The following is a 16286-nucleotide window of genomic DNA, read 5'->3' on the forward strand; positions in this document are numbered from 1 at the left end:
TCAGCTGCTGCGTGACCGGCCGAGCTCGTTGTCGATGAAGTCGAGGATCTCGTCGGTGCTGGCCTGCTCGAACCGTTCCGCCACGCCGGTGCCGGCCGGCGCGTCCCACCGCTTCAGCAGCTGCCGCAGCCGGGAGGCGACGCCGGTGCGGGTGACGTCGTCCGGGTCACTGGCCGCCATCGCGGCCTCCAGCCGGTCCAGCTCGGCCAGCACCGCGGTGCCCTCGTCCGCCGCGGTGTCGCCGGCCAGTTCGGTGAACAGGTGCTCGGCGAGCGCGGCCGGGGTGGGGTAGTCGAAGACCATGGTCGACGGCATCCGCAGCCCGGTGGCGGCGCCGATGCGGTTACGCAGTTCCACGGCGGTGAGCGAGGTGAACCCGAGCGCCTGGAACTCCAGGTCCGGTCGGATCGCGCCGGCGTCGTGCGCGAGCACCGCGGCGGCCGACTCGCACACCAGGTCCACCAGCAGCCGTCGTTGCTCGTCGCCACGCAGCCCGGCGAGCCGGCCTGCGATGCCGGCACGTGCCGCGGCCGGGTCGGCGGCGACCCGCCTGCCGTTCCCGGCCAGTCCACGCAGGATCGGCGGCACCTCGGCACCGGCGGGCAGCGGGGTCCCGGCCAGTGGGACGACGAGGCCGTGCGCGGTGCCGATGGCCGCGTCGAACAACCGCAGCCCCTGCTCGGCGCCGATCCCGTCCTGGGAGCCGCCGGTCATGCCCAGGTCGGCCCACGCCCCCCACGCCAGGGACAGCGCGGGCAGTCCCCGGCGCCGCCGATGGGCGGCGAGCGCGTCCAGGTAGGCGTTGGCGGCCGCGTAGTTGCCCTGGCCGGGGCTGCCCAGCACGCCAGCCACCGAGGAGTACATGACGAACGCGGCCAGGTCATCGCGGTCCGCGGTGGCCTCGTGCAGGTACCAGGCGGCGTCCACCTTCGGCCGCAGTACGGTGTCGATCCGCTGCGGCGTCAGCGACTCCAGCACACCGTCGTCCAGCACACCGGCCGCGTGCACGACGGCGGTCAGGTGGTCGATCCCCGCCACCAGCTTGTGCACCGCGTCGCGGTCGGCGGCGTCGCAGGCGACCACCTCCGCGCCCAGCTCGGTGAGTTCCGCCGCGCCGGGGGCGTCGGCCCCGCGGCGGCTGGCGACCAGTACCCGCCTGCCCTGCCGCAGCAGGTGCCGGACGAGCAGCGCACCCAGCCCGCCGGTGCCGCCGGTGACCAGCACGGTCCCGCCGGGGTCCCAGGTACGTGGCATGGTCAGCACCAGCTTGCCGACGTGCCGGGCCTGGCTCATGAACCGGAACGCCTCGGCGGCGTGCCGCACGTCCCAGGACCGCACCGGCAGCGGGCGGATCGCCCCGCGCGCGAACAACTCCAGCAGCTCGCCGAGCATCGCACCGATTCGGTCGGGTCCCGCGTCGGCCAGGTCGAACGCCCGGTAGGTCACGCCGTCGGGCAGCCCGCCGTCGCGGATGTCGGTCTTGCCCATCTCCAGGAACCGGCCACCCGGGCCGAGCAGGCCGAGCGACGCGTCGACGAACTCGCCGGTCAGCGAGTTCAGCACGACGTCCACGCGCGGGAACTTCGCGGCGAACTCCAGGTCCCGCGACGACGCGATGTGGTCGTCGGACAGGCCCAGCTCCCGCAGGGTGTCCCATTTGGACTCGCTGGCCGTGGCGAACACCTCCGCGCCCAGCCGGCGGGCCAGCTGGATCGCCGCCATGCCGACGCCACCCGCGCCGGCGTGCACCAGCACCCGCTCCCCCGGCCGCAGCCCGGCCAGGTCGGTCCAGGCGTAGAACGCGGTCAGGAACACCAGCGGCACCGACGCGGCGACCTCGTCCGGCCAGTCCCCGGGCACGGTGGTCAGCACCCGCTCGTCCAGCACGACCGCGACCGAGCTCATCCCGCCTGCCACGATCCCCATGACCCGGTCCCCCGGGCGCAGGTTCCGCACGTCCGGGCCGACCCCGGTCACCACGCCGACCGCCTCGGCACCCAGCGCGCCCGCCTCGCCGGGGTACATCCCCAGCGCGCTCAGCACGTCCCGGAAGTTCAGCCCGGCGGCGAGCACACGAAGCCGGACCTGCCTGCCACGCAGTTCCGCGTCCGGTTCGGGACAGGGAACCGCGGCCAGTTCGGCCAGGCTGCCCCCGGAACCGGCGTCCAGCCGCCAGTCGCCCTCGGGCAGCTCCAGCGCCCCGGCCGGCAGGCGGGTCAGCCTGGCCACCCTGGCCACCCCGTCGCGCACCACGACCTGCGGTTCCTCGACCAGCAACGGCAGCGCCACCGCGACGTCCTCGTCGGACTCCACGTCGACCAGCGCGAACCGGCCGGGGTGCTCCGACTGCGCCGAGCGCACCAGGCCCCACACCGCGGCGGCGGCCAGATCGGCGTCCGGCGCGCCGCGGGTCACCAGCACCAGCAGGGAGTCCGCGAAGCGCTCGCCTGCCAGCCATTCCCGCAGCGCCTCCAGCACCCGCCCGGTCAGCTCGCGCACGCCGGCCGGGTCGTCACCGGCCCCCGCCACGGAGACACACACGACCCGGGGCACGTCACCCTCGGGCAGGCCGGCGGCCAGGTCGCGCACCGGCACGGGATCGGGCATCACCGCCGCCGCGGGCGCGTCCGTCCAGGTCAGCGTGAACAGCTCGGCCGAGTCCGGAGTGGACGGTGCGGCCGGCGTGCCGGTCATGGCGCGGTCCCGCAGTGCGCCGACGGAGAGCACCGGACGGCCCGCGACGTCGGCGGCCTCGATGGCCACCGCGTCACCGTCCCGTTCGACCAGGCGCACCCGCAGTGCCGCCGCACCGGAGGCGTGCAGGGTGACGTCCTCCCAGGCGAACGGCAGCCGCGGTGTCCCGTCGGCGGGCCGGGTCGCCAGCAACGCGTGCAGCACCGCGTCGAGCAGTGCCGGGTGCAGGCCGAACGAGCCCGCCTGGTCGGCCACCGCGGATGGCAGCTCGACCTCGGCGAACAGTTCCTCGCCGCGCCGCCACACGGCACGCAGCCCGTGGAAGGCAGGCCCGTAGCCGAATCCCGCGGCGGCGAACCGGTCGTAGCAGCCCGCCAGGCCGACCGGCTCGGCGTGTTCCGGTGGCCAGACCCCGGCGAAGCCCGGCTCGGCGGCCGGACCGTCCCCGGGCAGCAGCGCGCCGGTCACGTGCTGGGTCCACCGGCCGGTGCCGTCGGGCCGCGAGTGGACGGTGACGCTCCGCCGCCCGGTCTCGTCCGGGTCGGCGACCCGGACCTGGACCTGGACACCGCCGTTGTCCGGCAGCACCAGCGGCGTGAGCAGGGTCAGCTCCTCGACCCGGGCCAGGCCCACCTCGTCGCCCGCCCGCACGGCCAGTTCCAGCAGCGCCGTGGCGGGCACCAGCATCGCGCCGCCGACCCGGTGGTCGGCCAGCCACGGCTGCGCCGCCGCCGACAGGTGGCCTGCCAGCACCACGCCGTCGCCGTCGGCCAGCGGCACGGCCGCGCCGAGCAGCGGGTGCCCGGCGGCGACCAGCCCCAGACCGGCCGCGTCCCCGGGACGGTGCGTGGTGGCGGGCCAGAACCGCTCGTGCTGGAACGCGTACGTCGGCAGGTCGGCCAGGGCCGCTCCGGTGCCGGCGAAGAAGGCGTGCCAGTCGATGTCCACCCCGGCGACGTGCAGCGTGGCGAGCCCGCGCAGCAGGGCGTGTTCCTCGGGCAGGCCGGACCGCAGCGCGGGAACCGCGGCCGACTCCATCGGCAGCACCTCGTGCGCGACGGCACACAGCGGGCCGTCCGGCCCGATCTCCAGCACCGTGCGGACACCGGCGTCGACGGCCGAGCGCAGCGCGTCACCGAACCGGACCGTGCCGCGTACCTGCGACACCCAGTACCCGGCGGTGTACCCGTCCGCGCCGGCCTGCTCGCCGGTCACCGTCGACACGATGGGGATGTGTGGTTGCCCCGGCCGCAGGCCGTCGAGCGCGCGGGCGAGGTCGTCGAGGACCGGGTCCATCAGCGGCGAGTGGAACGCGTGGCTCACCACGAGCTTCCGGGTCCGGTAGCCCCGCTCGGACAGCGCCGCGGCGACCCGCGCGACCGGGCCCTCCTCGCCGGAGAGCACCACCGACTCCGGCCCGTTGACCGCGGCGAGCGTGACCCCGTCGACGAGCAGCGGGACTACCTCGGCCTCGGCCGCGCCGACCGCGACCATGGCACCACCGCGGGGCAACTCCCGCATGAGCCTCGCGCGGGCATCGACCACCGCGCAGGCGTCGGCGAGGCTGAGCACACCGGCGACGTGCGCGGCGGCGACCTCGCCCACGGAGTGCCCGATCACGAAATCGGGCACGACACCCCAGGACTCGACGAGCCGGTAGAGCGCGACCTCCAGCGCGAACAACGCGGGCTGTGCCCACCCGGTGTCGTCGAGCGGGCCGGGGTCCACGCCCCACATCACATCCCGCACCGGTTCGGCCAGCCCGCCCGTCACCGCGTCGAAGGCCTCGGCGAACGCCGGGTAGCGGGCGTACAGCTCGCGGCCCATGCCGAGCCGCTGCGATCCCTGCCCGGAGAAGACGAACGCCAGCCTGCCCTGGACGACCGAGCCCCTGGCCACCTCGACCGGTTCGCCGGCACCGGCCAGCAGGACCGCGCGGTGGTCGAACGCGGTGCGCGCGGTGGCGAGCGTGTACGCGGTGTCCACAACGGACGGCCCGGGGGTCAGCCTGCCGAGCTGTGCCCGCAGCGCCGCCTCGGTCCGCCCGGACACCACCAGCGGCACCAGCCCGGCGGGCGCCGGTGCCCGCTCCGGCGCGGGCGGGGCCTGTTCGAGGATCAGGTGCGCGTTGGTGCCGCTGACCCCGAACGAGGACACTCCGGCGCGGCGTGGCCGTCCGGCCTCGGGCCAGGCGGTCCGCTCGGTCAGCACGGTCACCGCGCCCTCGGTCCAGTCCACCTGGGACGAGAGGGTGTCCACGTGCAGGGTCCGGGGGGCCACGCCGTGCCGCATCGCCTGCACCATCTTGATCACCCCGGCGGCGCCCGCGGCGGCCTGGGTGTGGCCGAGGTTGGACTTCACCGATCCCAGCAGGACCGGGCGGTCGCGGTCCTGACCGTAGGTGGCGAGCAGGGCCTGCGCCTCGATCGGGTCGCCCAGCCGCGTCCCGGTCCCGTGTGCCTCCACGACGTCCACATCGGACGGTGCGAGCCCGGCGGCGGCGAGTGCCTGGCGGATGACCCGCTGCTGGGAAGGCCCGTTCGGCGCGGTCAGCCCGTTGGAGGCGCCGTCGGAGTTCACCGCCGAGCCACGCAGCACCGCCAGGATCCGGTGGCCGTTGCGTTCGGCGTCGGAAAGCCGTTCCAGCACCAGCACCCCGGCACCCTCCGACCAGCCGGTGCCGTCGGCGCTGTCGGAGAACGCCTTGCAGTGCCCGTCGGCGGCGAGGCCGCCCTGGCGGGCGAACTCCAGGAATGGCGCGGGCGAGGCGAGCACCGAGACGCCACCGGCGAGCGCGAGCGAGCACTCCCCCGCCCGCAGCGCCTGTGCCGCCAGGTGCATCGACACCAGCGCCGACGAGCACGCGGTGTCCACGGTGACCGCGGGGCCCTCCAGGCCGAGGCTGTAGGCCACCCGCCCGGAGACGATGGCGGCGATGGTGCCGGTCATCACGAAGCCCTCGGCCGCGGCGCCCAGCAGCTGGGCGTAGCCGACGTCGGTGGCGCCCAGGTAGACGCCGGTCGCGCTGCCCGCCAGCGACCGCGGGTCGACGCCGGCGCGTTCGATGGCCTCCCACGCGGTCTCCAGCACGACCCGCTGCTGCGCGTCCATCGCGACGGCCTCACGCGGGGAGACGCCGAAGAACTCGGCGTCGAAGTCTGCGGCGTCGTGCAGGAAACCGCCGCGGGCGGCGCCGGTGTCGTACGGGCCGAACTGCCAGCCGCGGTCGGCGGGGAAGCCGGTGATGCCGTGCCGCTCCTCGTACACCAGGTCCCACAGGTCCTCAGGGCTGCGCACCCCGCCGGGAAAGCGGCAGGCCATGCCGACGATGACGATCGGGTCCCCGGTGACGGCCGCGGTCGCGGGCAGCACGTCGGCCGCGCCGACCTCGCCGCCGAGACGGTCCAGCAGGTAGGCGGCCAGCACGGCCGGGTTGGGGTAGTCGAACACCAGGGTCGCCGGCAGGCGCAGACCGGTGACGTCGGCCAGCCGGTTGCGTAGCTCGATCGCGGTCAGCGAGTTGAAGCCCTGGTCCTGGAACTCCTGCCGGGGACCGATGGCGTCGGCCGAACCGTGGGCGAGCACCTGGGCGGCCTCGGCCCGCACCAGGTCGGTCAGCAACGCCTGCCGCTTGGCAGGCCGCAGGGCTGCCAGCCGGCCGGGGAGGTCCGCCGCCGAGGTGCCGGCGGTGTGCGAGGCCGCGGTCCGGCGGCCCGTGCGGACCAGGTCCCGCAGGACGGACGGCACCGCGGCGGCGGCCGGGCCGCCGCCCATCCCGGCGGTGGCGACCACCAGCGGGACACCGGCCGCGGTGGCGATGTCGAACATGGCCAGCCCGTGCCCGGTCTCGATCAGCGTCACGCCGGAGCCCGCGGTGCGCTCGCCGCTCATCCCCGCCTCGGTCGCCCACGGCCCCCAGGCGAGGGACACGGCGGGCAGGCCCAGTCCCCGCCGGTAGGCGGCGAGCGCGTCCAGGTAGGCGTTGGCCGCGGCGTAGCTGCCCTGCCCGGGGCTGCCGAAGACCCCGGCGGCCGAGGAGTACACCACGAACCCGGCCAGGCCGGGCCGGTCGGCGGTGGCTTCGTGCAGGTACCAGGCGGCGTCGGCCTTCGGCCGCAGCACCGTGTCCAGCCGCCGCGGCGTCAGCGACTCCAGCACACCGTCGTCGACCACACCGGCGGCGTGCACGACGGCGGTCAGGTCGCCGATCCCGGCCACCAGCGCGTGGACGGCGTCACGGTCGGACACGTCGCAGGCGAGGACCTCCGCGCCCAGCCCGGTCAGCTCGGCCGCGCCGGGGGCGTCCGGGCCGCGCCTGCTGACGAGCACGACCCGGCGCTGGCCCCGCTCGATCAGGTGCCGGGCGAGCACCCCGCCCAGGCCGCCGGTGCCGCCGGTGATCAGCACCGTGCCGTCGGGGTCCCACTCCCGGACGGCTTCCGGTTCCTCTCCGGAGCCGAGGCGGGCCAGCCTGGCCACCCGCGCCACGCCGTCGCGGACCATCACCTGCGGCTCGTCGTCCAGCAGCGGCAGGGCCAGCGCGACGTCCTCGTCGGACTCCACGTCGACCAGCGCGAACCGGCCGGGGTGCTCCGACTGCGCCGAGCGCACCAGGCCCCACACCGCCGCCGCGGCGAGATCACGGTCCTGGGCACCACGGGTGACCAGCACCAGCCGCGAGTCCGCGAACCGTTGCCCGGCAAGCCATTCCTGAACCAGTTCCAGCGCCCGGCCCGCCGCCTCGCGGACCCCGTCCGGGCCGGGGCCGGACCCGGCGACCGACACGCACACCCGCCCCGGAACGTCCCCGCCGGGAAGCTGGTCGAGCACCTCGGCGGTTCCGGCGGGTTCGGTGGTGGGTGCGGCGGGCCAGTCCATCCGGAACATGCCGTCGCGCACCCCGGGCCGGGCGGTGGCGTCGAACCGGCCCGGCGCCTCCCGCAGGGCCAGCGACTCGACCGTGATCACCGGCTCGCCCGCGGAGTCCACAGCGGACAGTGCGATACCGGTGCCGTCGCCGGTCCAGCGCACCCGCAGGACCGAGGCTCCGGCGGCGTGCAGGCTCACTCCCCGCCAGGAGAACGGCATGAGGTTGCGCCCGGCATTGGCCGGCAGGAACGCGCTGGCCTGCAACGCGGCGTCCAGCAGTGCGGGATGCAGGCCGAACGCCCCTGCCTCGTGGCTGCGCCCGTCCAGCTCGGGCAGCGCGACCTCGGCGAAGATCTCCCCGTCACGCTGCCGGACCGAGCGCAGTCCGTGGAAGACCGGGCCGTACACCAGCCCGGTGGCGGCGAGCCGGTCGTAGTGGCCGTCGATGTCCACCTCGTCCGCTCCGGCGGGCGGCCATTCGACGGGCCCGGCCGCGGGACGGCCGGCGCGGGAGGACAGCGTCCCCGCGGCGTGCAGCGTCCACTCGCCGTCGACCAGCTGGGCCGGCCGCGAGTACACCCGCACCTCACGGCCGCCGGCCTCGTCGGGCGCGCCGAGCCACACCTGGACCGCGACGTGATCGCGCTCGCCGAGGATCAGCGGCACAGACAGGGTCAGCTCCTCCACCCGGTCGCAGCCGACCTGGTCGGCCGCCCGCAGCACGAGTTCGAGGAACCCGGTTCCGGGCAGCAGCACCTCGCCGCCGACGACGTGGTCGGCCAGCCACGGGTGGGTGGCGACGGACAGCTTGCCGGTCAGCATGGCCGCACCGCCGCCCGCGGGCACGGCGGCCGCGCCGAGCAACGGGTGCTCGACCGGGACCAGCCCGAGACCGCCCGCGTCGGTCGTCCGCGAGCCGGTCACCGGCCAGAACCGCTCGCGCTGGAACGGATAGGTCGGTAGGTCCACAGTGGACGCGCCGGTGCCGGCGAAGAACGCCCGCCAGTCCACCGCGACCCCGGCCGCGTGCAGCTCGGCCAGCGCGTGCACCGCGGCAGGCTCCTCGTCGTGGTCGTCCCGCAGGACCGGCACCACGACCGCGTCCTCGGTGCCGGTCCCGGCGAGCGTGTCGTGCACCGCGGAGGACAGCGTGCCGCCCGGTCCGACCTCCACGAACACCCGCGCGCCCGACGCGGCCAGCGTCCGCACGCCGTCGCCGAACCGCACCGGCTCGCGTACCTGGGCCACCCAGTACCCGGCCGTGGCCAGCTCGCCGGTCACGGCCGTGCCGGTGCGGGCGGAGACGACCGGGATCTCCGGGGAATGCCACGTGATGCCGGCCAGCGCGGCCCGCAGATCGTCGAGCATCGGGTCCATCAGCGGCGAATGGAACGCGTGGCTCACCGGCAGGCGCCTGGTCCGGTGGCCGCGGGCCGCCAGCTGTTCGCTGAGTTCGGTCACGGCGGCCAGTTCGCCGGACAGCACCACGGCCTCCGGCCCGTTGACCGCCGCGACCGAGATCCGGTGTTCCTGACCGGCCAGCAGGTCGCCGACCTCGGCCTCGCCCGCGCCGACCGCCACCATCGCGCCGCCCGCGGGCAGCGCGCCCATGAGCCGGGCACGCGCGGACACCAGCACGCACGCGTCGGCGAGGGAGAACACGCCTGCCACGTGCGCCGCCGCGACTTCCCCGATGGAGTGCCCGAGCAGCAGGTCCGGCCGCACGCCCCAGGACCGCAGCAGCCGGTACAGCGCCACCTCGACGGCGAACAACGCCGGCTGGGTCCATGCCGTGTCGTCGAGCCGGGCCCGGTCGGTGCCCCACACGACGTCGCGCAGCGGCGTGCCGAGGTGACCGTCCAGCTCGGCGGCCACGGCGTCGAAGGCCTCGGCGAACACGCCGAACCGGCCGTACAGCTCGCGGCCCATACCGAGCCGCTGCGCTCCCTGCCCGGAGAACACGAACGCGGTGCGCCCGCCGGCCGCGACGCCCTCGACGACGTTCGCGTCGCGGCCGCCCCCGGCCAGCGCTGCCAGCGACGCGGCCGCGCCGGCGTGGCCGGTTGCCAGCACGACCGCCCGGTGCTCGAAGGCCGACCGGGTGACCGCCAGCGAGTAGCCGAGGTCCAGCGGTGTGCCGGGATCGGCACTGTCCACACCGGACGCGACGGCGGCCGCCTGGGCACGCAGTGCCGCGGCGCCACGGCCGGACAGGACCAGCGGCACCACCCGGGGCTCCACCGCGGCCGACTCGGCGCCGGCGGGCTCGGCGGGGGCTTCCTCCAGCACGACGTGGGTGTTGGTGCCGCTGGCCCCGAACGACGAGACCGCGGCCCGCCGCGGCCGTCCGGTATCCGGCCAGGGCGTGGGCTCGGTCAGCAGCGACACCGTCCCGGCCGACCAGTCGACGTGTGGCGAGGGCGTGCCGGCGTGCAGCGTCCGCGGTGCGACGCCGTGCCGCATCGCCAGCACCATCTTGATGATCCCGGCCACCCCGGCCGCCGACTGGGTGTGGCCGATGTTCGACTTGACCGAGCCGAGCAGCAGCGGCCGCTGCCGGTCCCTGCCGTAGGTGGCCAGCAGCGACCGCGCCTCGATCGGGTCGCCCAGCTTGGTCCCGGTTCCGTGTGCTTCCACCACGTCCACGTCCGCGGGGCCGAGCCGGGCGTCGGCGAGCGCGGCGGAGATGACCGCCCGCTGGGCGGGTCCGCTCGGCGCGGTCAGCCCGTTGGAGGCACCGTCGGCGTTGACCGCCGACCCGGCGAGCAACGCGAGCACCCGGTGGCCGTTGCGCCGCGCGTCGGACAGCCGCTCGACCACGAGCATGCCGGCGCCCTCGGCCCAGCCGGTGCCGTCGGCGCCCGCGCCGAACGCCTTGCACCGCCCGTCCGGCGACAGCGCGCCCTGCACGGCGAACTCGACGAAGACGGCCGGGGTCGACATCACCGTGACGCCGCCGGCCAGCGCCAGCGAGCACTCACCCGCCCGCAGCGCCCGGATCGCCAGGTGCAACGCGACCAGCGAGGACGAACACCCGGTGTCCACCGACATGCTGGGCCCGCGCAGGCCGAAGGTGTAGGCGAGGCGGCCGGACAGCAGGCTGCCCGACTGGGCGGTCGACCACTCCATGCCGTACGTGGGGGCCCGGTAGTCGCCGGTGCCGCCGCCGACGAACACCCCGGTGTCGCCGTCGCGCAGGGACACCGGGTCGATACCGGCGCGCTCCATCGCCTCCCAGCCCACCTCCAGCAGCAGTCGCTGCTGCGGGTCCATCACCAGGGCCTCGCGGGGTGAGATGCGGAAGACGCCCGGGTCGAAACCGGCGGCGTCGTCGAGGAACCCGCCCTCCCTTGGCACCACCGGGCCGCCCCGCTCCGGCCCGAACGCGTCCAGTGCGCTCAGGTCCCAGCCCCGGTCGCCCGGCATCGGGCCGATCGCGTCGACGCCGTCGTCGACAAGCCGCCACAGGTCCTCCGGCGAGCGGACGCCGCCGGGATAACGGCAGGCCATGCCGACGATCGCGATCGGTTCGGTCGCGGCCGCGGTGAGCTGCCGGTTGCGCTCACGCAGGCTGTCGACCTGCTTGAGCGCGGCCCGCAGCGCGCCGACGACCTGTTCGCTCGGTCCGGTCATCCCTGACCCCTTCCGTCGGGCCGGCCTGAGTTGCCGTCGAGATCGCCGTGCGCCGCCCGCACCAGGTCCTCGACGTCCATCGAGTCGACGTCCCGCGAGCCGTTCGTCCCGTTCGGTGCCCCACCGCCATCCGCCAGGGCCAGCAGCGGCTCCAGAACGCCGATGTCGCGCAACGCGGTCAGCGGCACCGAGGCGAGCAACGCACGCACGCGTTCCTCCTCGGCGTCGGTTTCGGACCGGCCGGGGACGAGCTGGTCGAGCAGGTGGCCGGTGAGCGCGGCGGGCGTCGAGTACTCGAACACCAGCGTGGCCGGCAGGTCGAGCCCGGTCACCGCGCCGAGCCGGTCACGAAGGTCCACCGCGGCCAGCGAGTCGAACCCGAGATCGGTGAACGCCCGGTCGGACTCGATCGCACCGGCACCGGCGTGGCCGAGCACGGTGGCGACCGCGTCCAGCACGATGCCGAGGACCACGCCGTGGCGGGCGGCTGCCGGTTGCGCCGCCAGGCGCCCGCGCAGCTCGTCGGCGACCACGTGCCGGTTCCGGCGGTCCCGTTCGGCGGCCTCCGCCACCGCACGTGCCTCGGGCAGGCCGGTCAGCAGCGGACTCGGCCGCCGCGCGGTGAACGCCGGGACGAACCGGTCCCACCCCACGTCGGCGACGACGACCGACGGCTCGCTGCCCGCCGCCACGCCACGGACCACCGGCAGGGCCAGTTCGGGCGCCATCGCGGGCAGCCCGCTCAGCCGCAGGTGGTTCTCGTCCACCTGGTCCGCACCGGCCCAGGCGCCCAGGGCGACGGCGGTGGCCCGCAGCCCCCTGGCGTGCCTGCGCAGCGCCAGCGCCTCCAGGTAGGCGCCTGCCGCCGCCTCGTCCCCTCGGCCTGCGGCACCCCAGACGCCGGCGACCGAACCGCACACGACGAACGCGTCGAGGTCCCGCTCGGCAACCAGCGCGTCGATCGTGGCCGCGGTGGCTACCGCGTTGTCCGCGTTCTCAGCGTTCTCCACGGACTCCGGTGCCAGGACGACAGCGGTCAGGTCGGGGATCGTGCCGAGCAGTGCGGCCAGGTCGTCCCCGGCCGCGACGGTGACCTCCACCCCGGTCACCGAACCGGCCAGGCCGGGATCGGTGAGCACCAGGCGTTGGGTACCGGCTCCGGCCAGCCAGCCGAGCAGGTGCTCGCCGACCGCCCCGCTGACCAGCACGGTTCCGTGCGGCGTCCACGGGTCCGCGGCCGGGCCGGGCTCGGCCCTGCTCAGCCTGCGGGCGAGCAGTCCTTGCCCGCGCACGGCGACCTGGTCCTCGCCGAGTCCGGCCAGTGCCGCGGTGAACGCCGTGGCCGCGGTGTCGTCGAGTGTCTCCGGCAGGTCGGCCAGGCCGCCCCAGCGGTCCGGGTCCTCCAGCGCGCACACGCGTCCCGCTCCCCACACGGCGGCCGCCGACGGGTCGGGTGGCGGATCGGCGGGGGTGGCCCGCACCGCGGCCCTGGTCACGCACCACAGCGGTGCGTCGATCCCGGCCCGCGTCATGGCCGCGAGGACGTCACCGGGTCCGGACGGCAGCAGCGACAGCACCCCGGCCGGCCCGGTTCCGGCGAGCAGTCCGGCGAGGTCGGCGCCGGGCTCCACCTCGACCGGCCGCACGGTTCCCCGTGGCGCCGCGACCGCGGCCCGCAGCCAGGCGTCGCTGGTCCAGCCGGCGGGCACCAGCGCCAGCCAGGTTCCGGTCAGCTCCGCGGTCGCGCCGGCCGGCACGGGCTCCCAGGTGATCCGGTAACGCCAGCGGTCCGCGGCGTCACGTTCCCTGCGCCCGCGCCGCCACGCGGACAGCGCGGGGACGACCTCCGCCAGCGCAGCCCCTTCGACGTCCAAAGTGGACGACAGTGCGTCCAGGTCGGCCCGCTCGACCGCGGCCCAGAACCCGGCGTCCGCCGGATCGGCGGGCGCGGCGGCGTCCGCGGGAACGTCCGGCCAGAACCGGGTGCGCTGGAAGGCGTAGGTCGGCAGGTCCGCGATGGGGCCGGGCCCGAAGAACGCGGACCAGTCCACCGGCACGCCACGGGCGTGCAGCCCGCCGAGCGCGGTGAGCACGGTCGTCTCCTCGTCCCGGTCCCCGCGCAGCAACGGCACCGCGGTCACGTCCCCGGCGTTCTGCCTCGCCAGCGCGCACAGCGCGCCGTCCGGGCCGAGCCCGGCCAGCGTCCGCACGCCGGCGGCGTGCAGCGTGCCGACGCCGTCGGCGAAGCGGACGGCCTCCCGTGCCTGCCGGACCCAGTACTCCGGCGAGCACAGCTCGTCGGCGGTGGCGTGCTTGCCGGTGAGGTTGGAGACCACCGGGATGCGCGGCGGGTGGTAGGTCAGCCCCGCGGCGACCGCCCGCAGGTCGTCGAGCACCGGGTCCATCAGCGGCGAGTGGAACGCGTGGCTGACCCGCAGCCGGGTGGTCCGCCTGCCGTCCGCGGTGACCCGGCCGGCGACCACCAGCACCGCGTCCTCCGGGCCGGCCAGCACCACCGCCTCCGGACCGTTGACGGCGGCGATGGACACCCGCTCGTCCAGCAGGCCGGCCACCTCGTCCTCGCCCGCCCGCACCGCGACCATCGCCCCGCCCGCGGGCAGTGCCTGCATCAGCGCGGCCCGGGCGGTCACCAGCGCGCACGCGTCGGCCACCGAGAGCACCCCGGCGACGTGCGCGGCGGCCAGTTCGCCCACCGAGTGACCGAGCAGGTGATCGGGCCGCACGCCCCAGGACTCCAGCAGCCGGAACAACGCGACCTCGACCGCGAACAACGCGGGCTGGGCGTATCCGGTCCGGTTCAGCGCGTCCGGGTCCTCACCCCACATGACCTCGCGCAGGCCGGGGTCGAGGTGGGCGAGCAGTTCGTCGAGCGCGCCGGCGAACACGTCGAACCGCCGGTACAGCTCGCGGCCCATGCCGGGGCGCTGCGCACCCTGCCCGGAGAACAGGAACGCCAGACCCGCGCCGTCGGCGGCGGTGTCCCTGGCGACCTCGACCAGACCGTCCGCTGTGGACAGCAGGACCGCGCGCCTGGACAGCGCGGCACGGCCGGTGGCCAGCGCGCGGCCGACGGCGGCCGGGCTGAGTTCCGGCCGTTCGGCGGCGAACGCCGTCAGGCGGTGCAGCTGCGCGTCCAGCGCGTCGCCGGTGCGGCCGGAGACGACCCAGGGCACGGCGCCGGAGCGCGGTTCCTCCGGGTGTGCGGGCGCGGCCGGGGCCTGCTCGACGATCACGTGTGCGTTGGTGCCGGACAGGCCGAAGGCCGACACGCCTGCCCGCCACGGCCGTCCGGTGCCGGGCCAGTCCCGCTGCTCGGTCAGCAGCGCGATCCGGCCGGCCGACCAGTCGATGTGGGGTGAGGGTTCCTCGGCGTGCAGGGTGCGCGGCAACGTCCCGTGCCGCAGGGCCAGCACCATCTTGATCACTCCGGCGACCCCGGCTGCGCCCTGCGTGTGGCCCAGGTTCGACTTGACCGAGCCGAGCAGCAGCGGCTCCTCGCGGTCCCTGCCGTAGACCTCCAGCAGGGCCTGTGCCTCGATCGGATCCCCCAGCGTGGTCCCGGTTCCGTGTGCCTCGACCGCGTCGACGTCGGCCGCGGTGATACCGGCGTCGGCCAGCGCGGCGCGGATCACCCGCTGCTGGGCGAGGCCGTTCGGCGCGGTGAGGCCGTTGGAGGCGCCGTCGGAGTTGACCGCGGACCCGCTGAGCACGGCGAGCACCGGCTGTCCGTCCCGCCGCGCGTCGGACAGCCGCCGCAGTGCCAGCACGCCGACGCCCTCCGCCCACGCGGTGCCGTCGGCACCGGCACCGAAGGACTTGCACCGTCCGTCCGGCGCGAGGCCGCCCTGCAGGCTGAACTCGACGAACGAGTCCGGACTGGACATCACCGACACGCCGCCTGCCAGCGCGAGCGAGCACTCCCCCGCCCGCAGCGCCCGCAGCGCCAGGTGCAGTGCGACCAGCGAGGCCGAGCAGGCGGTGTCCACGGTGACCGCGGGGCCTTCCAGCCCCAACGTGTAGGCCAGCCGCCCGGACATGACACTGGCGGTGTTGCCGGTCGCCACGTAGCCGCCGACACCGTCCCCTTCGGACGGACCGGCTGCCGCGGCGGCGCGGCGCAGCACGTCGACGTAGTCCTGGCCGTTGGTGCCGACGAACACCCCGGTCTCACTGCCCCGTAGCCCGGCCGGGTCGACACCGGCGCGTTCCAGTGCCTCCCACGCGGTCTCCAGCAGGAGCCGTTGCTGCGGGTCCATGGCCAGCGCCTCGCGGGGCGAGATGCCGAAGAAGTCCGCGTCGAAGTCGGCGACGCCGGTCAGGAACCCGCCCCGCTGGGTGGCCGAGCGCTCGGCCAGCCCGGCGAGATCCCAGCCGCGGTCGGCCGGGAACGGGGTGATCCCGTCCCCGCCGGCTGCCAGCAGCCGCCACAGCTCCTCCGGCGAGCTGATCCCGCCGGGGAAGCGGCAGCCGATGCCGACCACCGCGATCGGCTCGCTCGTCACACCGGACGTCCGCGCCGCGGGCGCCGGGGCGGACTCCCCGGCCAGCTCGGTGGCCAGGAAGGCGGCCAGGTCACGCGGTGTCGGGTGGTCGAACAGCAGCGACGCGGGCAGGCGCAGCCCGGTCGCGGCGGCGAGCGCGTTGCGTAGCTCCAAGGTGGTCAGTGAGTCGAAGCCGAGGTCGAGGAACGCGCGGTCGGCGTCGACCTCGGCGGCGTCGGCGTGGCCGAGCACCGCCGCCGCCTGGGCACGCAGCAGCTCCAGTACCCGCCGTTCCCGCTGGGCGGCCGGCAGGCCGGCCAGTTCGGTCAGCGGGCCGCCGCCTGCCACGGCGGGGACGGGGGCGGCGCCGGACAGGCCGGCGACCAGCGGGGCAGGCCTGCCCGCGGCGAGCACCGGCACGAGCCGGGCCCAGTCGACGTCGGCGATGGTGATCTCGGTGTCGCCATGCCCGATCGCCTCGGCCAGCGCGGCGAGCGCCCGGTCCGGCAGCAGCGGGGTGAGCCCGCCCCGGCGCATCCGGTCCGCGCCGGTTCCCGCGCCTGCGGCCATGCCGCCCTCGGCCCACGG

Annotated in this window: 2 protein-coding genes (1 of these 2 cut by a window edge); both read right to left on the bottom strand. The window is 75.9% G+C overall.

Annotated elements, in window-relative coordinates; all coding sequences use genetic code 11:
* Nucleotides 1-11196: a type I polyketide synthase gene (locus EWH70_RS12570; RefSeq protein WP_130475498.1), complete on the bottom strand. Its 11196-nt coding sequence runs from the start codon at nt 11194-11196 to the stop codon at nt 1-3.
* Nucleotides 11193-16286, bottom strand: the end of a protein-coding gene (locus EWH70_RS12575; RefSeq protein WP_130475499.1) for a type I polyketide synthase. Its footprint extends 17913 nt past the window's final position; only the last 5094 of its 23007 coding nucleotides appear in the window; the start codon falls outside the window, past its right edge; the stop codon is at nt 11193-11195. Before EWH70_RS12575 ends, EWH70_RS12570 begins: the two co-directional genes overlap by 4 nt.

This window comes from Amycolatopsis suaedae, assembly GCF_004214935.1.
Taxonomy (GTDB): Bacteria; Actinomycetota; Actinomycetes; order Mycobacteriales; family Pseudonocardiaceae; genus Amycolatopsis; species Amycolatopsis suaedae.